This is a genomic window from Burkholderia guangdongensis (assembly GCF_013403875.1).
Lineage (GTDB): Bacteria > Pseudomonadota > Gammaproteobacteria > Burkholderiales > Burkholderiaceae > Burkholderia > Burkholderia guangdongensis.
Genome location: NZ_JACBNX010000010.1, coordinates 21,124 through 41,749 on the forward strand (window position 1 = coordinate 21,124; position 20,626 = coordinate 41,749).

Below are 20,626 nucleotides of genomic sequence, written 5' to 3' on the forward strand. Positions count from 1 at the left end.
TCGGAAAGAATCGGACAGAAGCGGCGAACGCCGCTAGCTCGAGGAAACGACGGACTTGATCAGCGTCGTCGTGATCGGCGCGAAGCCGCGTGCGCGATAGAGCGCACGCGCGGCCGCGTTGTGATTGAACACCGACAGCCCGATCTCGGCGATGCCGCGACGGCGCGCATCGGCATCGAGCGCGTCGAGCACGCGCGACGCCCAGCCCTGGCGCCGGCGGGACGGCTCGATTTCGAGGTCGTAGATGAACAGCGCGCGATTCGGACCTTCGGTCAAGATCGCATACCAGAGATCGCCGATTGCGTCGCCGCTCGCGTCATCGACGAGCGACAGCAGCGTCTGACCTTCGGTCAGCAAGCCGTCGGGCAGCAGCGTATCGAAACAGGCCTGTGCGCGCACCGGCGCATCAGCCGCATCGTTCTGCCCGGACGCGACGAGATCGCGCGCATAGCCTGCAATGGCCCGCGCACGGTAGGCGCGGAATTCGCTGGCCGTCATCGGCCGCATCTGCAACATGGCGAGCCCCGCCGGAGCCTGAAGGAAGCTTCAGTGTAGCGAGCGGGCCGCGCAATTGCGCGACGGCGTGACGTGCAGCGGGAACAACTCGGGAATCAGCGACCGAACGTATCGACCGGCGGGAAGCTTGCCTTGCGCTGGCGCTCGATTTCGGCGCGGCGCGCCTGGTACGAGTAATCGTTGTCCAGCGGCAGAATCGCGGCCGGGAACATATCGTCGATTTTTTTCAGAATGGCGAGAATGAAGCTCATGTGTGACTCCTGGCAAGATTGACTAGGGTTTTCCCTAGAACATGAAGCGATTCTAAGGGTTTTCCCGAGATTTGCCTAGTGCGTCGCAACATTTTTTTGCACCGGCGGCAGGCGGCCGGTAGGTGCCGGTTCGGTGGAGCGTAAACGGGGCGTTTGCGGAGCATTTACGGAGCGTTAGCGGCCGTTTCGTCAATGCCCCGCCCGGCCGCGCCGCAGGCGCTTCGCCGCCGCCGTCTCACGTGCCGTCGCGCGTTCGAGACGGTCGATCTGTGCGGTCAGCGCGCTGTCGTGCTCGGCGAGCGTCGCCAAAGTCGCCTGCTGCGACATCTGCAGCGCAGTCAGACGATCGATTCGTTGCTGTTGCGCCGCAACATCCTGTTTCGCGCGGGATAGCTGCATCGTCTGGAGGACCAGCCCAACGAGACCAATCAGCACGACGAGCCCGAGCGCCAGCAGCAGACGATTCACGCGCCGCATTTCCCGGTCGGCGCCGGCGCGTAGCGCGGCGGCCTCGACCTGCAACGCCGACAGGCGCTCGGCGAGCGGGCGCACATGCGTGTCGATGTCGATCGCCTGCGCGGCTTCGGCAGGCGCCGTCCCGGCCGCATTTGCGGGAGACACTGAAGGCTCGGACGGTTCGGCGGAAGCAGCCGCTTGCGACGATGCGGCCTGAACGGTGGCTGGCGGCGCCGGGCGCGCGTCCGGCTCGCGTGCGACTTCGGCCGTGGCGGCCTGACGCCGCTTCGTTCCGGGCTGCGAGCGCGCACCTGCGCGCGCCGTGGCCGGTGCGTCGCCGGTTCTGCCGCGGCGGCGCGCCGGTTCGCGCCGGCGCTCCACCGGCTCGTCGACGGCCGTATCCGGTTTCGTCGATGCGTCCCCGTCCGCCGGCACATCGGCGGTCCGATCCGTCGAAGCGTCGACCGGCGCATCCGCCTCCACGGGCTTCTCCGCCACGTCGATCGTGTCAGCCCCCGCCGTGACCGGACGGTCGCCGAACAGATCGAGCGTGTGCGCGTCGCGCGACGCATCGCCCGGCAGCGCGTCGACGGCAGGCTGCGTCCGCGCGACCGCCCGCGCGGGCGCTCGGCTCGCGGCCGCCGTGGCGGCGGACCGGCGGCGCGGCCTCGTGGACGGACGATCGGAACGGGGACGAATGGAGGCGGCGGAATCGGTCATCGAGATCGGAACGCGGCACACCGTGCGGGCAACCGCGGACAGGGTCGGAAGCGCACATTGTCTCATGCGAGACATACGAGACAACTCATTCGTACGCATTCGTCGTCGACGAGGCCGTCCGCGAGCCGCCGCCGCATCACGCGTTCCATGTTGCCGGGCATCGGAATGCCGCCTTTGTGCCGTCGGCCGCCCGGAATGCCTTATCCTTGAGCCCGGCTCGCGCGTGTGCGCCGCGCCGACACGATTCGATTCAGATGCCCACCGTCGCCATGTCCGTTCCAGATTCCGCTTCCGCTCAGGCCGCCAAGCTGCGCGGCCATTTCGCCGATGTCATATTGCCGCTTTGGCGAGGTTCGGGGTTCGACCGCACGTTGCGTCTGCCGTTCGAGGCCGTCGATCCGGCAACCCACGCGCCGCTGCCCGTCACGCGCTATCGCGCGATGGCGTGCGCGCGGCAGCTGTTCGTGTTCGCGCAGGCGGGCGACGTGGAGCACGCAGCGACGCTGTTCGATTCGCTGCGCCGGCGCTTTCGAGATCCGCGCCACGGCGGCTGGTTCTACAGCGTCGACGCGGCGGGGGTGCCGCTCGACACGACGAAGGATCTGTATACGCACGCGTTCGTCGTGTTCGCGTGCGCCGCGCATTTCGCGGCAACCGGCGAGCGCGACGCGCGCGGTGTCGCCGAGGAAACCGCCGCGCTGATCCGGGACCGCTTCGCGCCGCATCGCGGTGACGCGCTGCTCGACGCCGCGCGTCACGACGACTTCTCGTCGTCGGGCAGCGGGCCGCTGCAGAATCCGCTGATGCATCTGACCGAGGCGTGGCTCGCCGCCGACGACGCGTTCGACGACACCGCGTTCGCCGACGCGCTCGCGCATACCGCGCGCGCGATCGAGCACACGTTCGTCGACGCGGCGACCGGCTGCGTCGCCGAATTGCCGCTCGGCACGGCCGGCAACCGCTTCGAGCCCGGGCATCAGTTCGAGTGGTTCTATCTGGTCGAGGCGGCCGGCGAGCGCGTCGCGCAGACGGCGCTGCGCGATGCGCTGTCGCGCGCGATCACGTTCGCGGAACGTCACGGCGTCGACCCGCTGACCGGCGGCGTGAGTGCCGCGCTCGACGCGCGGGGCGCGTGCCTCGACGGCACGCAGCGGATCTGGGCGCAGACCGAATATCTGCGCGCGCTCGCAACACACGGCGGCACCGGCTCGTCCGCGCCGCTCGCGACACAGATCGAGCGCTTCGCCGCGCGCTTTCTGCATCCGCGCGGCTGGGTCGAATGCAGGACGGCCGCGGGCGACGTGTCGCGCGCGGACATGCCGTCGACGACGCCTTACCACCTCGCGACCGCCTACGCTGCGCTGCCGGCCGACGCGTAATCTCGAGCGAAGCGTGTGTGCGCCGGTTTCCTGGCCCGCCTGGCGGGCGGCGCTGCGCGGCATGCCCGGCGCGAATTTCCTTGCTTATCGGCGGCCCCCTTCCTAGAGTGGAGCGCAAGCGGGCACTCGATGTGGGGCAAGGCGATGACGGATATCGTGGATCACGCGCGCGGCGCGTTGCGCGCGCAACCCTTCAGCGTGCTGCTCGGCACGGAGCTGATGCACATCGGCGAGAACGAGGTGTCGCTGTGCCTGCCGGTGCGCGACGAACTGCGGCAGCAACACGGCTTCGTGCACGGCGGCGTAATCAGCTATCTCGCCGACAACGCGCTGACGTTCGCGGGCGCGCTCGCGCTCGGCCCGCGCGTCATCACCGGCGAATACAAGATCAATTATCTGCGGCCCGCCGTGAACGGCACGCTCGTCGCGCGCGCGAAGCTCGTCCATGCGGGGCGGCAACAGGCGACCTGCCAGTGTCACGTGTTCGTGATCGACGGCGATCACGAGCGGCTCGTCGCGATCGCGCAGGGTACGATCAATCGGGTCGGAGACGGGAAAGTCGCGGGAGGGCCGGAGGAAGGGGCCTGATATCAGATCAGGTCCGACGCCTCACGCATGCAGTCTCGTCGAGTTTCAAGCCTGCCCTTGAGATCGGGCCGTTGCTCCTCCAGCGCTGCAATCCATTCCTGCTCGATTTGCCGCGTCCATTTCGCGGCATAAAGCCCGGCGGTCGCCAGGCTCATCAACGCGTCCGTGATGGCCAGTGGAAAAAGAACGCACGCATCAAGCAGCGCGGTGTAGCGTGCGTATCCCGCCATCAGTAATCCAGTCCCAACTCGCGAGCGTTGTCGGCCATGCGTTCGAGAGCGGCGGCCTGCTTCTCCCGCATCCGGCTTGCGTATGCGACTAGATCGTCAAAGGCGATCCGTCGGTGTGTGCCGACCATTCGGTGCGGCAACCGGCCCTCTTCGATTTCCTTGATGACGAATGGGCGCGACACATTGAGAAAATGCGCGGCCTCCACCGTGGTGAACTCCCGGTTCGCCGATGTCAGGAGAACCGAACGTCCTTCGCTCATTGCGCCCAATAGCTGGCCAATGAGCTTCAGCGCTGCTGGCGGAACGTCGATGGAAGGGTGCTCCCCGTTGTCCGTCGTGAGCGTGATTGCTGCGGCACGCGAGTGATCAAGCGCCTCCATGATGCATCGCTGTGCGACGCGCGCCATTTCCTGTTCGCGCTCTGTCATTCGCGGAGGAGCAACCTCGCGGATTCGATCTACGGTGCGCATGTCGATGTTTCCTTCCAAGAACTCGCAACAGCGCCGTCAGCCAAGCATGGCGCATGCACGCCAGCATAGCTGATGGCGGAAGCAAATGCAATAAATGCAATAAGCGAAACAAGTGCACCGCAGCGGAGCGGTCCCAGCCGCTCCGCCCTCAATCGTCCTCAGAACGCATCCCCCGGCACCCTGACCCACCCTTCCATCAGCACGCGCGCGCTGCGGCTCATGATCGCCTTCGTGACGACCCACTCGCCGCCCTCCTGCGTCGCCTGAGCGCCGACCCGCAGCGTTCCGGACGGATGCCCGAACCGTACCGCCTGCCGCTCGCCGCCGCCGGCCGCGAGATTGACGAGCGTGCCCGGAATCGCCGCCGCGGTGCCGATCGCGACCGCCGCCGTCCCCATCATCGCGTGATGCAGCTTGCCCATCGACAGCGCGCGCACGAGCAGATCGACGTCGCCCGCCGCGACCGGCTTGCCGCTCGACGCGACGTAGTCCACCGGCTTCGCGACGAACGCGACCTTCGGCGTATGCTGCCGCGTCGCGATCTCGTCGAGCGACTTGATCAGCCCCATCCGCAACGCGCCGTGCGCGCGGATCGTCTCGAACATCGCGAGCGCCTTCGCGTCGCCGTTGATCGCGTCCTGCAGCTCGGTGCCGGTGTAGCCGATCGCGTCGGCCTCGACGAAGATCGTCGGAATCCCCGCGTTGATCATCGTCGCCTTCAGCGTGCCGACACCCGGCACGTCGAGATCGTCGACGAGGTTGCCCGTCGGGAACATCGAGCCGCCCGCGCCCTCCTCCTCGGCCGCCGGGTCCATGAACTCGAGCTGCACTTCGGCCGCCGGGAACGTGACGCCGTCGAGCTCGAAGTCGCCGGTCTCCTGCACTTCGCCGTTCGTGATCGGCACGTGCGCAATGATCGTCTTGCCGATGTTCGCCTGCCAGATCCGCACGATCGCGGTGCCGTCCTTCGGCACGCGCGCCGGATCGACCAGCCCGCCCGCGATCGCGAACGGCCCGACCGCCGCCGACAGGTTCCCGCAGTTGCCGCTCCAGTCGACGAACGCCTTGTCGATCGACACCTGGCCGAACAGGTAATCGACGTCGTGATCGGGCCGGCTGCTTTTCGCGACGATCACGGTCTTGCTCGTGCTCGACGTCGCGCCGCCCATTCCGTCGATCTGCTTGCCGTACGGGTCCGGGCTGCCGATCACGCGCATCAGCAGCGCGTCGCGCGCGGCGCCCGGCTGCCGCGCGGCCTCGGGCAGATCCTGCAGACGGAAGAACACGCCTTTGCTCGTGCCGCCGCGCAGATAAGTCGCCGGAACCTTGATTTGAGGGATATGAGCCATTTTTTCGATAACCTGAAGTGACTCGGGTCCGTTCACCGATGAAGCGAACGGACCCGAAAACGATTCGCTACCGCGCGATCATGCCGCCTGCGACGATTCGAGGAAATCCTGCGCGAAGCGCTGCAGCACGCCGCCCGCATCGTAGATCGACACCTCCTCGGCCGTATCGAGCCGGCACGTGACCGGCACCTCGACGCGCTCGCCGCTCTTCCGCTGGATCACGAGCGTCAGATCCGCGCGCGGCGTGCGCTCGCCGATCACGTCGAACGTCTCGGTGCCGTCGATGCCGAGCGTCGTGCGATTCACGCCGGGCTTGAACTCGAGCGGCAGCACGCCCATCCCGATCAGGTTCGTGCGGTGAATCCGCTCGAAGCCTTCCGCGACGATCGCCTCGACGCCCGCGAGCCGCACGCCCTTCGCGGCCCAGTCGCGCGACGAGCCCTGCCCGTAGTCGGCGCCCGCGATCACGATCAGCGGCTGCTTGCGGTTCATGTAGGTCTCGATCGCTTCCCACATCCGCATCACGTTGCCTTCCGGCTCGACGCGCGCGAGCGAGCCCTTCTTCACCGCGCCGTCGACGACCGCCATCTCGTTGACGAGCGTCGGGTTCGCGAACGTCGCGCGCTGTGCAGTCAGGTGATCGCCGCGGTGCGTCGCGTACGAGTTGAAGTCCTCTTCCGGCAGGCCCATCTTCGCCAGATATTCGCCGGCCGCACTGTTCGCGAGGATCGCGTTCGACGGCGACAAGTGATCGGTCGTGATGTTGTCGCCGAGCACCGCGAGCGCGCGCATGCCCCGCAGCGTGCGCTCGCCCGCGAGCGCGCCTTCCCAGTACGGCGGACGGCGAATGTACGTGCTCTGCGCGCGCCAGTCATAGAGCGGCGCCGCGCGCTCGCCCGCGTCCGCCACGCGCGCGAACATCGGTTCGTAGACCTTGCGGAACTGCTCGGGCTTCACGCTCGACGCGACGATCGCATCGATCTCCTCGTCGGTCGGCCAGATATCCTTCAGCGTGACCGGCTTGCCGTCGGCGTCGTGGCCGAGCACGTCCTTCTCGATGTCGAAGCGGATCGTGCCCGCGATCGCGTACGCGACGACGAGCGGCGGCGACGCGAGGAACGCCTGCTTCGCATACGGATGGATCCGGCCGTCGAAGTTGCGGTTGCCGGACAGCACGGCGGTCGCGTACAGATCGCGCTCGACGATCTCCTGCTGGATCGTCGGATCGAGCGCGCCCGACATGCCGTTGCAGGTCGTGCACGCGAACGCGACGATCCCGAAGCCGAGCTTCTCGAGATCGGGCAGCAGGTTCGCCTCCTCCAGATACAGCTCGACCGCCTTCGATCCCGGCGCGAGCGAGCTCTTGACCCACGGCTTGCGCGTGAGGCCGCGCGCGTTCGCGTTGCGCGCGAGCAGGCCCGCCGCGATCACGTTGCGCGGGTTGCTCGTGTTCGTGCAGCTCGTGATCGCCGCGATGATCACCGCGCCGTCGGGCATCTGGCCCGGCGTTTCTTCCCACTTCGCGGCGATCCCGCGCGCGGCGAGATCGGACGTCGGCAGCCGCTTGTGCGGATTCGACGGACCCGCCATGTTGCGCACCACGCCCGACAGATCGAACGTCAGCGTGCGCTCGTACTGCGCGTGATTCAGCGTGTCGGCCCACAGGCCCGCCTGCTTCGCGTATGTCTCGACGAGCAACACCTGCTCATCGGTGCGGCCGGTCAGACGCAGATAGTCGATCGTCTGGCCGTCGATGAAGAACATCGCGGCCGTCGCGCCGTATTCGGGCGCCATGTTCGAGATCGTCGCGCGGTCGCCGAGCGTGAGGCTCGACGCGCCTGCACCGCGAAACTCCAGATACGCGCCGACGACCTTCTCCTTGCGCAAGAACTCGGTCAGCGCGAGCACCACGTCGGTCGCGGTGATGCCGGGCTGGCGCTTGCCGGTCAGCTCGACGCCGACGATGTCCGGCAGCCGCATCCACGACGCGCGGCCGAGCATCACGTTCTCCGCCTCGAGCCCGCCGACGCCGACCGCGATCACGCCGAGCGCGTCGACGTGCGGCGTGTGGCTGTCGGTGCCGACGCAGGTGTCCGGATACGCGACGCCGTTCTGCGCCTGGATCACCGGCGACATCTTCTCCAGGTTGATCTGGTGCATGATGCCGTTGCCGGGCGGGATCACGTCGACGTTCTCGAATGCCTTCTTCGTCCATTCGATGAAGTGGAAGCGATCCTCGTTGCGGCGATCCTCGATCGCGCGGTTCTTCGCGAACGCGTCCGGATCGAAGCCGCCGCATTCGACGGCCAGCGAGTGATCGACGATCAGCTGCACCGGCACGACCGGATTCACCTTCGCCGGATCGCCGCCGGCGTCCGCGATCGCGTCGCGCAGGCCCGCGAGATCGACGAGCGCGGTCTGGCCGAGGATGTCGTGGCAGACGACGCGCGCCGGGAACCACGGGAAATCGCGCTCGCGCTTGCGCTCGATCAGCTGTTTCAGCGAATCGGCGAGAATCGACGGATCGCAGCGGCGCACGAGGTTCTCGGCGAGCACGCGCGACGTGTACGGCAGCGCGTCGTACGCGCCGGGCTGAATCGCGTCGACGGCTTCACGCGCGTCGAAATAGTCGAGCGACGTGCCGGGCAGGGGTTTGCGGTAGGCGGTATTCATGATGTGGGGCAACCTGGAGTATGACGTTCAGGCGGCACCGGCCAGCGCTCGCGCGGCCGATGCCGCCTGCTTCCGATCAGCGCTTCTCGATCGGCACGAACTTCAGATCTTCCGGGCCGGTGTAGTTCGCGCTCGGGCGGATGATCTTGTTGTCGACGCGCTGCTCGATGATGTGCGCGCTCCAGCCGGACGTGCGCGAGATCACGAACAGCGGCGTGAACATCGCGGTCGGCACGCCCATCATGTGATACGACACCGCGCTGAACCAGTCGAGGTTCGGGAACATCTTCTTCGCGTCCCACATCACCGATTCGAGGCGCTCGGCGATGCTGAACAGCTTCATGTCGCCCGCTTCATTCGACAGTTTGCGCGCGACTTCCTTGATCACCTTGTTGCGCGGATCGGAGATCGTGTAGACCGGGTGGCCGAAACCGATCACGACTTCCTTGTTCTCGACGCGGCGGCGAATGTCGCCTTCCGCCTCGTCCGGCGTGCGGTAGCGGCTCTGGATCTCGTATGCGACCTCGTTCGCGCCGCCGTGCTTCGGCCCGCGCAGCGCGCCGATCGCGCCGGTGATCGCCGAGTAGATGTCGGAGCCCGTGCCCGCGATCACGCGGCCGGTGAACGTCGACGCGTTGAACTCGTGCTCCGCGTACAGGATCAGCGACGTGTGCATCGCGTCGACCCACGACTTCGACGGCGTCTTGCCGTGCAGCAGGTGCAGGAAGTGGCCGCCGATCGAGTCGTCGTCGGTTTCGGTCTCGATTCGCTTGCCGTTGTGCGAGAAGTGATACCAGTACAGCAGCATCGAACCCAGCGACGCCATCAGGCGGTCGGCGATGTCGCGCGCGCCGGGCAGGTTGTGGTCGTCCTTCTCCGGCAGCACGGTGCCGAGCACCGACACGCCGGTGCGCATCACGTCCATCGGATGCGCGGATGCCGGAATCTGCTCGAGCGCGGCCTTCAGCGCGTTCGGCAGGCCGCGCATCGCGCGCAGCTTCGTCTTGTACGCGGCGAGCTCGGTCAGGTTCGGCAGCGTCTCGTGCACGAGCAGGTGCGCGATCTCCTCGAACTCGCACGATTCGGCGACGTCGAGAATGTCGTAGCCGCGATAGTGCAGGTCGTTGCCGGTCTTGCCGACCGTGCAGAGTGCGGTGTTGCCGGCCGTCACGCCCGACAGCGCAACCGATTTCTTCGGCTTGAATGCGCCTGCGGCGGCCGGTGCTGCTGCGTCTTTCGTCTCGCTCATGTTGATGCTCTCCTGTATTCCAATGTCATGCCGGTGCGCTCGCGCGCACGTCACTTCTTGCCTTGCGCGAACAGCGCATCGAGCTTCTGTTCGTACGCGTGGTAGCCGAGGTAGTCGTAGAGTTCGGCGCGCGTCTGCATCGTCGGCACGGCCGCCTTCTGCGTGCCGTCGCGGCGCAGCGTCTCGTAGAAGTTCAGCGCCGCCTTGTTCATCGCGCGATACGCACCGCAACAATACAGCGCGATGTCGACGTCCGCCGTGCGCAGCTCGTCGAGTGTAAACAAAGGCGTCGAACCGAACTCGGTCAGGTTCGCGAGGATCGGCACCTTGACGGCCGCGCGGAAGCGCTTGTAGTCGTCGAGCGACTTCATCGCCTCGGGGAAGATCATGTCCGCGCCCGCCTCGACGTAAGCGACCGCGCGCTCGATCGCCGCGTCGATCCCTTCGGCCGCGGCCGCGTCGGTGCGCGCCATGATCACGAACTGGTCGTCGGTGCGCGCGTCGACCGCGGCTTTCACGCGATCGACCATCTCTTCGGTCGGCACGACTTCCTTGCCCGGCCGGTGGCCGCAACGCTTCTGGCCGACCTGGTCTTCCAGATGCACGGCAGCGACCCCTGCCTTGATGAACGACTTGACCGTGCGCGCGATGTTGAACGCGCCGCCCCAGCCGGTATCGATGTCGACGAGCAGCGGCAGCGACGTCGCATTCGTGATCCGGTTCGCGTCGATCAGCACGTCTTCCATCGTGCTGATCCCGAGGTCCGGAATGCCGAGCGAGTTCGCGGCGACGCCGCCACCCGACAGGTAGACGGCCTTGAAGCCGACCGCCTCGGCCATCTTCGCCGCGTACGCGGTGATCGCGCCGACGACCTGCAGCGGCTGCTCCGCCGCGACTGCCGCGCGGAACTTCGCGCCCGCGCTCGTGATTTGATTGCTCATGAACCGTCTCCTCAATGGAACGGACGTTAAACAGCAATTACCGGGCCAGCTCGTGCAAATGCGCTAAACCCCTGATTCTTAAGCGTCCCGCGGCGCGGGCCGACCATCAGACGATTTCATTTTGGAAATCATCGATTCCAAAAATGAAATCGCACGCGCATAATCGGCGATCATGGACATCACCTCGATCAAGCCGCGCGACCCCGCCGGACGCGCGATCCGGCCCCGCATCTGGGCAATGGGCATCAGCCGGCTGCGTGCCCTCTTTCGCGAAGTCGCCGGCGAATACGAGGAGCGCGCGGACCTGCGGGTCGTCGCGCGCGGCTTCGAGGAAGCGCTCTCCGCGATCGCGGCGGCCGGCGACGCACGGCCCGACGTGATCGTCGCCGCCGGCTCGAACGGCAGCTATCTGAAAACGCGTGCGCCGATGCCCGTCGTGCTCGTCACGCCGACCGGCTTCGACGTGATGCACGCACTCGCCCGCGCGCGGCGCGACGCGTCGCGCATCGCGCTCGTCAGCGTCGGCGACACGCCGCCCGAGGTGCGCCGCTTCATCGCCGCGTACGGCCTCGACGTGGAGTTTGCGTCATATCAGTCCGCGCAGGAAGCGGAAAACTGCGTGCACGACCTGCGCGACCGCGGGATCGAAACCGTCGTCGGCCCAGGCCTCGTGACCGATCTCGCGGCGAGCGCCGGCATGGGCGCGGTGTTCCTGTACTCGCACGCGTCGCTGCGCGCGGCGTTCGACACCGCGCTCGAAGTCGCGTACGCGACGCACGCGGAGGCGCTGCGCCGCCAGCGGCTCGACAACCTGCTGCAGCAGCTGCGCGACGGCGTCGTCGCGCTCGATGCGCAGGGGCGCGTCGAGGCGATCAACGAACGGCTCGCGCTCGCGCTCGGCGTCGCGCCGGCCGACGCGGTCGGCCGCGCGCTCGCCGAGCTGACGCCCGACCTGCGCACGCTGCGCGCCGACGACGGCGACGCGCTCGCGACCGTGCGCGGCGTGCGCTACGTCGTGCATCGCGGGCCGCTCGTCGATCGCGGCGTCACATCGGGCAGCGTGCTGACGTTCCAGGAATCGCGCGCGGTCGAACGGCTCGACCGCGCGCTGCGCTCGCAGCCGCAGACGCAGCAGTTCGCCGCGCGCTACACGCTCGACGACGTGATCGGCGCGTCGGCGGCGGTCGCGCGCGTGCGCGAGCGCGTGCGCCGCTACGCGAAATCGGACGCGACCGTGCTCGTGCTCGGCGAGAGCGGCACCGGCAAGGAGATGATCGCGCAAAGCCTGCATGCGCTGTCCGCGCGGCGGCGCTATCCGTTCGTCGCGGTGAACTGCGGCGCGTTTCCGGAGGCGCTGCTCGAAAGCGAGCTGTTCGGCTACGACGAAGGCGCGTTCACCGGCGCGCGGCGCGGCGGCAAGCCGGGGCTGTTCGAAACCGCGCATCGCGGCACGCTGTTTCTCGACGAGATCGGCGAGATGCCGCCGTCGCTGCAGAGCCGGCTGCTGCGCGTGCTGCAGGAGCGCGAGGTCGTGCGACTCGGGTCGACCGAGCCGATCCGGATCGACGTGCGCGTGATCGCGGCGACGCACCGGCCGCTGTTCGCGGCGGTCGAGGCGGGCACGTTCCGCGCGGATCTCTACTACCGGCTCAACATCCTGAACATCGGGCTGCCGCCGCTGCGCGAGCGCGCGGCCGACATTCCGGCGCTCGCGGCGGCGCTGCTCACGCAGGCGGCGCGGCGCGAGCAGCGGCTCGCGGACCGGCTGCGCGACACAGGCGAAGCCGCGCGCGTGCTCGCGCCGGCCGACGCGGTGCTGATGCGCTACCGCTGGCCCGGCAACGTGCGCGAGCTGCAGAACGTGATCGAGCGGATCGCGGTGGAACTCGCCGAGGACGCGGACGACGGCGGCGCGAACGCGTCGGGCGTCGACGACGAGCCGATGCCGGCGCTCGACCCGGATGCGCTGCGCGTGATCGCGCCCGAGCTGTTCGCGGTGCCGTCCGGCGCCGGCAACGAACCCGACGATCCCGACGGCCCCGACAGTCCCGACGATGGGCGGACGCTGCATGCACGCCGCCGTCGCGCGGAAGCGGACGAGATCCGCGCGGCGCTCGACGCATGCGACGGCGACCGCGATCGCGCGTGCGCGATGCTCGGCATCAGCAAGACGACGCTGTGGCGCAAGCTCGCGGCGGACGGTGCGACAGGCAAGCGCAAGCCGGACGCGCGCTGAAGGACGGCGGTGGACGGCGCTTTCGCCGCGCCGGTCCGCATGGCCGTCCGAATGGCCAACATTGCGCTCCCCGCCTCGCAAATCGCCGCGCAACGCCTATACTCCCCGGGCGATCGCAAGAGAAAGACCGCTCCACGCGCATCCGGCGCCCGTGCCGCGCCGATGGCGTCCCGACGACAATAACCGGGGGACTTGCCGTGCCGACCATTCTTCCGAACGTCAAGCACATCGTCGTCGTCATGTTCGAGAACCGCTCGTTCGATACGATGCTAGGCTGGCTCTACGACGGCGCGGCGCCGAACGTCGTGCTGCCGCCGGACAGCCCGCCGAAGTTCGACGGCGTCGATCCGTCGATGATCAATCCGACGCATGCCGGCGTGCCGGTCCATGTGACGCAATCCGCTGCGAGCTACACAACGCCGGACGTCGATCCTCAGGAAACCTTCGTGAACGTCACGCAGCAGTTGCTCGGCCCGAACGGCAACGGCACGCCGGCGCCGATGCAGGATTTCGTCAGGAACTACGAAACGACGGCGACGACCGACCCGACGCAGGTGATGCAGTGCTACAGCGTGGCCCAACTGCCTGTGCTCGCGACGCTCGCACGCGCGTACGCGGTGTCGGACGCGTGGTTCGCGTCGGTGCCGAGCCAGACTTGGCCGAACCGTGCGTTCGTGCACGCTGGCACGTCGAACGGTCACGTCGACAACGGCAGTCCGCCCGACCCACTCGACTGGGACGTGCCGACGATCTTCAACGTGCTGAGCGCGGTGGGCGCAAGCTGGGCCGTCTATCACGACACGGTAATCGCGCCGCCGCTCACGGGCGTGATGTTTCCGAAACTGTGGGGAAACCCGAACTTCAAGGGTTTTCCAGCATTCGTCGACGCATGCGCAACCGGCACGCTACCGCAGTATTCGTTCATCGAGCCGAGCTTCCTCGCCGGCGCGAACGACATGCATCCGCCGCACGACGTGCGCGCGGCCGATGCGTTCCTGCATCAGATCTGGACGGCCGTCAGCACGTCGCCACGATGGAAGGAGACGATGCTCGTCGTTACGTTCGACGAGCACGGCGGCTGCTTCGATCACGTGGTGCCGCCCGGCAACGCGGCGCCGCCGGACTCCGCGAGCGCGCCCGGCGACCAGAACTTCGGCTTCGACCGCTTCGGCGTGCGCGTGCCGGCCGTCGTCGTGTCGCCGTACATCGCGTCGGGCACGGTGTTCCGGTCGCCGACGGCGACGCCGTACGATCACACGTCGATCCTCGCTACGCTGCGCGACTGGCTCGGCATTCCTGCCGACAAGATGCTGAAGAGCCAGCGCATCGCGCAAGCACCGACGCTCGCGCCAGTGCTGACGCTCGACGCGCCGCGCACCGATCTGCCCGACGTCGACGCGCCCGCGGCGACGTTCGTCGAGCCTGCGACGACGCTGCCGCTGAACGACCTGCAGAAGAGTCTCGTGACGGGCGCCGCGCGGCAGGCCGGACTGGATCCGGCCGCCACGCTGAAGACGATGACCACGCGGCAGCACGCGGTCGATTTCTTCCAGCAGCAGCAGTCGAATTAGTCAGCGGGTGGGCGGGCGGCGCGGCACGCGGCCGGCTGCCCGCCTTCAGCCGGATGCGGCCGGATGCGGCCGTCAGCCGGCCGCGCGGGTGGCCTGCAACTGCTCGCCGAGCCCGGCGATGCCGAGCCGCACGGTTTGCCCCGGCTTCAGGAACACCGGTGCGGGCTTGATGCCCATCCCGACGCCGGGCGGCGTGCCGGTCGAGATCACGTCGCCGGGCTGCAGCGTCATGATGCGCGACAGATACGCGACCAGCTGCGCGACCGTGAAGACCATCGTGCGCGTGTTGCCGCTCTGATAGCGATGACCGTCGACTTCGAGCCACAGATCGAGCTGCTGCGGATCCGGCACGTCGTCGCGCGTGACCAGCCACGGGCCGATCGGGCCGAACGTGTCGAAGCCCTTGCCCTTGTCCCACTGCGTGCCGTGCTCGAGCTGCCATTCGCGCTCGGTCACGTCGTTGACGACGCAGTAGCCGGCGACGTAATCGAGCGCGCTCGCCTCGTCGACGTTCTTGCACGCGGCACCGATCACGACGCCGAGTTCGACTTCCCAGTCGGTCTTCTTCGAATCCTTCGGAATCTCGATGCCGTCGTCCGGCCCGCAGATGCAGCTCGTCCACTTGCCGAACACGATGGGCTCGGTCGGCACCGGCTGCCCGGTCTCGGCCGCGTGGTCCACATAGTTCAGGCCGATGCCGATGAACTTGCCGACCCGGCCGACGCACGGCCCGATGCGCGGCTCGCCGGGCACCAGCGGCAGCGTGGCGGGATCGAGCGTGCGCAGGCGCGCGAGCCCGGCGTCGGACAACACGTCGCCGGCGAGATCGGGCACGTGCGCCGACAGATCGCGAATCCGCCCTTGCGCGTCGAGCAGGCCGGGTTTTTCCTGGCCATGCGGGCCATAACGAAGCAGTTTCATCGAACTCCACCTCTCTCATCGATTGCGACAGGATATCGACGCGGCATCCTGCGACGCCGTGCCCGAGCCGGATCTCCGGCGGCGTCCGGGCGCGCTCCTGTCATGCGCATCGCGGACGGCGCGCCACCGATCGCCGAACACGGCGATCGGTGGCGCACTTGCCTGTCGAGCTTTGTACCACCCGGGCGCCCGACATGAAATGACGGCCGTCGCATAACGACTATTGCAGCGCACGCTGACGCTGCGGTGCAGCATCGGGCAGCGCGGCGCGCGCACGGGCGAGCGGCGAGCCGCCCCGCCCTCCGTTCCGGCAGCGCAAAAATGTCGATCGGCCACCTCGAATGGCCGAACCGCGACCGGTACTGCCAAAACATTCACAAATCCGCCATGTTTGTCATCGGAAATCGCACGACAGGCGTTTTGGTTGGGCAGGAATCAGCCGGATCGAATCTGCATTGAACATCGCTCGTTTATTATCATGCTCGATCGATCCGCGTTCGCCGGCAGACAAGCGGCGCCCGGCGCGGTGCGATCGGTGAGCCGGTCCGCAGCGCTTTCCCTCTTTCCAATGACGAGATGCACCCCCGATGGACATGATGCGAGATTCGCGCTCCGCGCACGATGCCCTGGAAGACGACGGCGAGATCGAACGCTATCGCGCGCCCGCGCTCGACAAGGGGCTCGACATCCTCGAGTTGCTGGCCGAGCAGAAGGAAGGGCTCACCCGCACGGAAATCACGAAGGAGCTCGGCCGCAACGCGAGCGAAATCTACCGGATGCTCGAGCGCCTCGTCGCGCGCCGCTACGTGACGCGCTCGCCGGGCGGCGACCGCTACACGCTGAGCCTGAAGCTGTTCGCGCTTGCGCACCGGCATCCGCCGATGAACCGGCTGATCACGGAAGCGCTGCCGCCGATGCAGCGCTTCGCGGACGTGGCCGAGCAGTCGTGCCACCTGTCCGTCTATGACCGCGGCAATCTGCTCGTGATCGCGCAGATCGACGGCCCGGGCCCGTGGGGTGTGTCGGTCCGGCTCGGCTCGCGCGTCGGGCTCGTCGATACCGCGTCGGGCCGCGTGATGCTGGCGTTCCAGACCTCCGAGCAGCGTGCGCACATGCTGCTCGAGCATCGCCGGGTCAAGGGCGAGGCCGCGCTCGACGAACAGGAGCTCGCGCGCGCATGCCAGTCGATCCGCGCCGCGGGCTTCCTGCGCCAGGAGAGCCGCCAGGCGTTCGGCGTCACCGACGTGACGTTCCCGATCCTCGGCCCGGCCGGCCATGCGATCGCGGCGCTCACCTGCCCTTACATCCGCCGGATCGACACGCACATCGCGCCGACGATCGAGACGGTCGCCGAGCGCCTGCACGACACGGCGACCACGCTGTCGATGCGCCACGCCGCGGCGAATTGACGAACCGGGCTAGAATAGCGGCCCCTCAAAAACAACGCCCGCCGGCCGCAGCGGCGGGCGCGTCTCATGGATGTCATGGCCAAACTTCTGACCGATCTCGAATTCCAGCGCTTTTCCGAACTTCAGCAGAAGCAGGCGAGCTTCACGATCACGCCCGACGAGGCGGACGAGTTGCGCGACATCGTCGCGCGCGCGCAGAAGAAGCGCGACGACCGCGCGTCGGCGATGCAGGCGATCGAAGCCTACATCGCGCAATTCGACATCACGCCGGACGAGCTGTTCTCGCCCGAGCAGATCGGCGACGCGGCCCGCACGTACGGGCTGATCACGGCCACGAAGAAGGAGCGCGCACTGCCGCCGTCGATCACGTTCAACGGCAAGCCGTATCAATGGACGAAGACGTTGCCGGACAACGTCCGCGCCGCGCTGTTCGACGCATTCAAGGCAGGCGAATCCGTCAGGCGCTTCATCGCGATGCCGAAGGATGCCGCCCGCTGCGCGCTGACGATCGCCCGGCTCGAGCTCGAAACGGGCGCCGTCTATGCGGATACGCACCTCGACGAACTCGCGATCTCGCGCGAGCAGATCGCCGACGCGGCAACGAAGCTCGCCGCATAAGCGAATCGCGCGACATCGATCGTGTATCGCCGTCGCGCGATTCGCGACGGCGGCGCGATGCGCGCGGAGCTGCCCGGGGGCACGTTCCCGGGCAGCTCCCGAAAAAGCTCACCAGCCCATCCCGAAAAGGCTCCCCGGCCTGTCCCGAAAGAACTCACCCGCGCCTCCCGCAAGGCCTCACCGATGGGTCCTGCAACGGCCGCACCGATGGCTCCCGCAAAGCCGCATCGATGGCTCCTGCAACGCCGCAATGACGGCTCCCGAAGAGTCTCACCGCGCGCTCCCGGAGAGCCTCACCGGCGCTTCCCGCAGAGGCTCACCGAAGCGTCCTGGAAAGACTCACCCGGGCTCCCCGGAAACCCTCACCGCCGCGCCCCGGAAACGCTCACCTTGCCGTCCCGCAAAGGCTCACCGGCACTTCCCGCAAAAGCTCACTTTCGACGCGGCCCGACAGCGGGCCCATGCATCGCATTCGCACAAACGCGCCAAGGCGCCGCCGCGTCACGTCACGTCACGTCACCTTATGTCAGGGCTGCAGCTTCATCCGGAAGCCCACGACGCTCGGCTCCTCCGTCGGCATGACTTCGAAGCCGCACGCCTTCGCGAGCGAAATCATCGGCGCGTTTTCGCGCAGCGCTTCGCCGACCATCCACGCGGTACCGCGCGAACGCGCGTAGTCGATGATCCGCGCCATCAGCATCCGGCCGAGCCCCTTGCCTTTCTGGTCGGCACGGATCGCGATCGCGAACTCCGTCTCGTCGTTATCCGGGTCGGTGACCGCGCGCACGACACCGAGCGTATGCGAGCGCTCGTCCGGGTCGGTCACCGTCGCGATGAGTGCCATTTCCCGGTCGTAATCGATCTGCGTCATGCGGGCGAGTTGGGAGTGATCGAAGCCGCGCACCGCGCCGAAGAAACGCATCCGCAGATCGTCCTGCGTCATTGCGCCGATCAGCTCGTTGTGCGCGGCCTCGTCCTCCGGACGGATCGGGCGGACGACCATCGTTTCGCCATGCCAGTCGAGCGCTTGTTCGAGCCGGCGCGGATACGGAACGATCGCGAGCCGGCTGCGCCCCGCCGCGAACGTGAGACGAGGCTCGACCACGAGCGCGTGCTCGGGCAGCACGCGCAGCTTCAGCGACAGCGCGACGACCTCGCGCACTTCGCAAACCACCTGTGACAGCGCGGTCAGCGCCGCCAGCACCGGCTCGACCGATACACGGCGCGCATAAGGCGAGCGCTGCAGCGCCACGCGCGCGAGCACCGTATTCATCGGCGGCAGCCCGTAGACGACGTACGGCGCAGACACGCCGTCGACGGCCGGCGCCACGTAGCGAAAGACCGGGCCGAAGTTCGCGTCGTCGTGCATGTCGATCGCGACATCGACGATGGCCGCGTCGATTTCGTCGCACGAAGACGCCGCGGTTTGCAGACCGAAATGCGCGAGCCATTGCGCGGCCGCCTCCCCCGCGAGCTCGTGCCGCCCCGCTTCGAGCATGCCGCGCGCGGCGTCCTGCGCGGCCGTTACCGCTTCCGCCGGCTGCAGCGACGTGCCCTCCGGCGTCTGCATCAGCAATTCGCGCCCGAGGCTGTAGTCGACGAGTCGCGCATACGCGCGCGCCATCCGCTGCGGCGTCGTGTACACGGGGATGCCGCTCGCATGCAGCGCGTCGCGCGTGTTCTCATCGACCACGCCGAAGAAACAGGCGAGCACGCCGCGATGCGCATGCTTGCGCGACTCGATCAACACGCGCGCGACTTCGTGAGCCGGCGCGCTGTGCGACGTCGAATGCACGACGAACAGCGTGCCCGTCTGCGAAAACGGCGCGAGCGCCTGCATGGCGGCGCTGAAATGCTCGGGGCGCGCCGTGTCGCCAAGTATCAGCGGATTGCCCGGCGCATCGAGATGCGGCAGCGCGGCCGACACGGCCGCCGTCGCGTCGGCCGGCCACTCGGCGAGAACGTCGCGCACCTCGACGACGGCATCGCCCGCGAGCTTCGCGACGCCGACGTCGCTCGTCACGAGCGTCGCCGCGCCGCGCGTCGCGACGCGGCCGACGCCGAGCGTTTCGATCTCGTCGAGCAGATCGTCGAGCGCATCGACGCGCACCATGCCGGCGCGCTGAAACGCGGCCGTGTAAAGCCCGTCGCCCGGATCAGTGCGGCCGGTGCGCAGCGCGAGCACCGGCTTGTTGCGCGCCGCCGCGCGCGCGGCCGACATGAACTTGCGCGCGGACTTCACAGTGTCGAGCTCGAGCAGGATCGCGCGCGTGCCCGGATCGCTCGCCAGGTAATCGAGCACGTCGCCGGCATCGACGTCCGCCTCGCCGCCGAGCGCGACGACGTGCGAGAAGCCCAGCCCGCGCGCATGCGCCCAGCCAAGCACCGCGTTCGTCAGCGCGTTCGACTGCGACACCCACGCGACGCCGCCCGCGCGCACCGGGAACGCCTGCGCGCCGAAATGCGCGTGCCGCCCCGGCGACAGCACGCCGACGCTGGCCGGCCCGACGATCCGGAGGACGAACGGTTTTGCGGCGGCAAGCGCGCGATCGAGCGCGACACGATCCGCACTCGTGCGCACCTCGCCGATGATCACCGCGACGCGCGCACCCAGGCCGCCGAGCTTGCGCACGATACCCGGCCACGTGGCCGGCGGCGTGCAGACGATCGCGACCGACGGCGGCGCGGGCAACCGGTCGACGTCCGGCACGACCTTGTGGCCGTCGAGCTCGCGATACTTCGGATTGACCGGCCACACGGCGCCCTGGAATGCACCCTCGAGCACGCGCGACCACACGATCGCGCCGATGCTGCGCTCGCGCGACGACGCGCCGACGATCGCAACGGATTTGGGCTGGAACAGCGCATCGAGATGGCGAACGGTCACATCGGCTCCACACGGTGAAGGGAAAATTCGGTCTCGGCCTCGCGAACCAGAGCCCGGTCGACGCGAATACCAAGCATAGGCGAACGCCGTTCGACTGCCTATATGCCGAACGGCCAGCTATCCGGCACCGCTCGGGCGGCGCATGATGATTTCGTGCGCCAT

17 protein-coding genes are annotated in these 20,626 nt (G+C 68.1%); 6 read left to right on the forward strand and 11 right to left on the reverse strand.

The genetic code is table 11. From position 1 onward, the window contains the following. Positions 1 to 33: 33 nt before the first annotated feature. The 3 genes from HZI36_RS11300 to HZI36_RS11310 form a co-directional block, all read right to left on the reverse strand. Complete coding sequence (locus tag HZI36_RS11300; protein WP_179402737.1) at positions 34 to 516, reverse strand: GNAT family N-acetyltransferase; 483 nt, start codon at positions 514 to 516, stop codon at positions 34 to 36. Positions 517 to 611: 95 nt separating this feature from the next. Next, a complete protein-coding gene (locus HZI36_RS11305; protein WP_179402738.1) occupies positions 612 to 767 on the reverse strand; it encodes a hypothetical protein in 156 nt (51 codons plus the stop codon). A 189-nt stretch (positions 768 to 956) separates the two neighbouring features. Then, the gene (locus HZI36_RS11310) at positions 957 to 1,943 is read right to left on the reverse strand and encodes a flagellar hook-length control protein FliK (protein WP_179402739.1); all 987 of its coding nucleotides are present in this window, start codon (positions 1,941 to 1,943) and stop codon (positions 957 to 959) included. Positions 1,944 to 2,212: 269 nt separating this feature from the next. Between HZI36_RS11310 and HZI36_RS11315 the strand changes: the two genes are divergently transcribed. Together HZI36_RS11315 and HZI36_RS11320 are read left to right on the forward strand one after the other, a co-directional pair. Further along, on the forward strand, positions 2,213 to 3,322 hold the full coding sequence (locus HZI36_RS11315) for an AGE family epimerase/isomerase (protein WP_179402865.1): 1,110 nt from the start codon (positions 2,213 to 2,215) through the stop codon (positions 3,320 to 3,322). Positions 3,323 to 3,466: 144 nt separating this feature from the next. Beyond that, entirely contained in the window at positions 3,467 to 3,910 is a 444-nt protein-coding gene (locus HZI36_RS11320; RefSeq protein WP_179402740.1) for a PaaI family thioesterase, read from the forward strand. A 2-nt stretch (positions 3,911 to 3,912) separates the two neighbouring features. Here HZI36_RS11320 and HZI36_RS11325 read toward each other — a convergent pair whose 3' ends face one another. From HZI36_RS11325 to prpB, 6 genes are all read right to left on the reverse strand, one after another. Continuing rightward, on the reverse strand, positions 3,913 to 4,140 hold the full coding sequence (locus tag HZI36_RS11325) for a hypothetical protein (protein WP_246327050.1): 228 nt from the start codon (positions 4,138 to 4,140) through the stop codon (positions 3,913 to 3,915). Then, positions 4,140 to 4,610, reverse strand: a complete 471-nt coding sequence (locus HZI36_RS11330; RefSeq protein ID WP_179402741.1) for an excisionase family DNA-binding protein — start codon at positions 4,608 to 4,610, stop codon at positions 4,140 to 4,142. The genes HZI36_RS11325 and HZI36_RS11330 overlap by 1 nt, the downstream gene beginning before the upstream one ends. Positions 4,611 to 4,768: 158 nt before the next feature. Next, positions 4,769 to 5,959, reverse strand: coding sequence for a 2-methylaconitate cis-trans isomerase PrpF (gene prpF, locus HZI36_RS11335; protein WP_179402742.1), 1,191 nt, complete (start codon positions 5,957 to 5,959; stop codon positions 4,769 to 4,771). A 78-nt stretch (positions 5,960 to 6,037) separates the two neighbouring features. Next, complete coding sequence (gene acnD / locus HZI36_RS11340) at positions 6,038 to 8,632, reverse strand: Fe/S-dependent 2-methylisocitrate dehydratase AcnD (RefSeq protein ID WP_179402743.1); 2,595 nt, start codon at positions 8,630 to 8,632, stop codon at positions 6,038 to 6,040. A gap of 76 nt (positions 8,633 to 8,708) precedes the next feature. Continuing rightward, positions 8,709 to 9,881, reverse strand: a complete 1,173-nt coding sequence (gene prpC, locus HZI36_RS11345) for a bifunctional 2-methylcitrate synthase/citrate synthase (RefSeq protein ID WP_179402744.1) — start codon at positions 9,879 to 9,881, stop codon at positions 8,709 to 8,711. A 50-nt stretch (positions 9,882 to 9,931) separates the two neighbouring features. Further along, positions 9,932 to 10,822: a methylisocitrate lyase gene (gene prpB / locus HZI36_RS11350; RefSeq protein ID WP_179402745.1), complete on the reverse strand. Its 891-nt coding sequence runs from the start codon at positions 10,820 to 10,822 to the stop codon at positions 9,932 to 9,934. Positions 10,823 to 10,994: 172 nt separating this feature from the next. Between prpB and prpR the strand changes: the two genes are divergently transcribed. After that, positions 10,995 to 13,058 (forward strand): propionate catabolism operon regulatory protein PrpR, encoded by a 2,064-nt coding sequence (gene prpR, locus HZI36_RS11355; RefSeq protein ID WP_179402746.1) that lies wholly within the window; start codon positions 10,995 to 10,997, stop codon positions 13,056 to 13,058. 197 nt (positions 13,059 to 13,255) lie between these two features. After that, positions 13,256 to 14,629 (forward strand): alkaline phosphatase family protein, encoded by a 1,374-nt coding sequence (locus HZI36_RS11360; protein ID WP_343050109.1) that lies wholly within the window; start codon positions 13,256 to 13,258, stop codon positions 14,627 to 14,629. 72 nt (positions 14,630 to 14,701) lie between these two features. On the opposite strand, the gene HZI36_RS11365 is transcribed toward HZI36_RS11360, so the two are convergent. Next, complete coding sequence (locus HZI36_RS11365; protein WP_179402748.1) at positions 14,702 to 15,550, reverse strand: ureidoglycolate lyase; 849 nt, start codon at positions 15,548 to 15,550, stop codon at positions 14,702 to 14,704. A gap of 587 nt (positions 15,551 to 16,137) precedes the next feature. On the opposite strand from HZI36_RS11365, the gene HZI36_RS11370 reads away from it, so the two are divergent. Beyond that, positions 16,138 to 16,959 carry an IclR family transcriptional regulator gene (locus HZI36_RS11370; protein ID WP_179402749.1) on the forward strand — a complete coding sequence of 274 codons (822 nt, stop codon included), beginning with the start codon at positions 16,138 to 16,140 and terminating at the stop codon, positions 16,957 to 16,959. 66 nt (positions 16,960 to 17,025) lie between these two features. Next, positions 17,026 to 17,577 carry a hypothetical protein gene (locus HZI36_RS11375; RefSeq protein WP_179402750.1) on the forward strand — a complete coding sequence of 184 codons (552 nt, stop codon included), beginning with the start codon at positions 17,026 to 17,028 and terminating at the stop codon, positions 17,575 to 17,577. Between the two features lie 526 nt (positions 17,578 to 18,103). On the opposite strand, the gene HZI36_RS11380 is transcribed toward HZI36_RS11375, so the two are convergent. Beyond that, entirely contained in the window at positions 18,104 to 20,464 is a 2,361-nt protein-coding gene (locus HZI36_RS11380) for a GNAT family N-acetyltransferase (protein ID WP_179402751.1), read from the reverse strand. Positions 20,465 to 20,626: the final 162 nt, after the last annotated feature.

Excerpts from the sequence above, each read along its gene's own strand:
- acnD (WP_179402743.1), bottom strand. The coding sequence starts at position 8,632 with ATGAATACCGCCTACCGCAAACCCCTGCCCGGCACGTCGCTCGACTAT.
- HZI36_RS11315 (WP_179402865.1), top strand. The coding sequence starts at position 2,213 with ATGTCCGTTCCAGATTCCGCTTCCGCTCAGGCCGCCAAGCTGCGCGGC.
- HZI36_RS11300 (WP_179402737.1), bottom strand. The coding sequence starts at position 516 with ATGTTGCAGATGCGGCCGATGACGGCCAGCGAATTCCGCGCCTACCGT.
- HZI36_RS11330 (WP_179402741.1), bottom strand. The coding sequence starts at position 4,610 with ATGCGCACCGTAGATCGAATCCGCGAGGTTGCTCCTCCGCGAATGACA.
- HZI36_RS11370 (WP_179402749.1), top strand. The coding sequence starts at position 16,138 with ATGGACATGATGCGAGATTCGCGCTCCGCGCACGATGCCCTGGAAGAC.
- prpR (WP_179402746.1), top strand. The coding sequence starts at position 10,995 with ATGGACATCACCTCGATCAAGCCGCGCGACCCCGCCGGACGCGCGATC.
- prpC (WP_179402744.1), bottom strand. The coding sequence starts at position 9,881 with ATGAGCGAGACGAAAGACGCAGCAGCACCGGCCGCCGCAGGCGCATTC.
- prpF (WP_179402742.1), bottom strand. The coding sequence starts at position 5,959 with ATGGCTCATATCCCTCAAATCAAGGTTCCGGCGACTTATCTGCGCGGC.
- prpB (WP_179402745.1), bottom strand. The coding sequence starts at position 10,822 with ATGAGCAATCAAATCACGAGCGCGGGCGCGAAGTTCCGCGCGGCAGTC.
- HZI36_RS11365 (WP_179402748.1), bottom strand. The coding sequence starts at position 15,550 with ATGAAACTGCTTCGTTATGGCCCGCATGGCCAGGAAAAACCCGGCCTG.
- HZI36_RS11325 (WP_246327050.1), bottom strand. The coding sequence starts at position 4,140 with ATGGCGGGATACGCACGCTACACCGCGCTGCTTGATGCGTGCGTTCTT.
- HZI36_RS11375 (WP_179402750.1), top strand. The coding sequence starts at position 17,026 with ATGGATGTCATGGCCAAACTTCTGACCGATCTCGAATTCCAGCGCTTT.
- HZI36_RS11305 (WP_179402738.1), bottom strand. The coding sequence starts at position 767 with ATGAGCTTCATTCTCGCCATTCTGAAAAAAATCGACGATATGTTCCCG.
- HZI36_RS11320 (WP_179402740.1), top strand. The coding sequence starts at position 3,467 with ATGACGGATATCGTGGATCACGCGCGCGGCGCGTTGCGCGCGCAACCC.
- HZI36_RS11310 (WP_179402739.1), bottom strand. The coding sequence starts at position 1,943 with ATGACCGATTCCGCCGCCTCCATTCGTCCCCGTTCCGATCGTCCGTCC.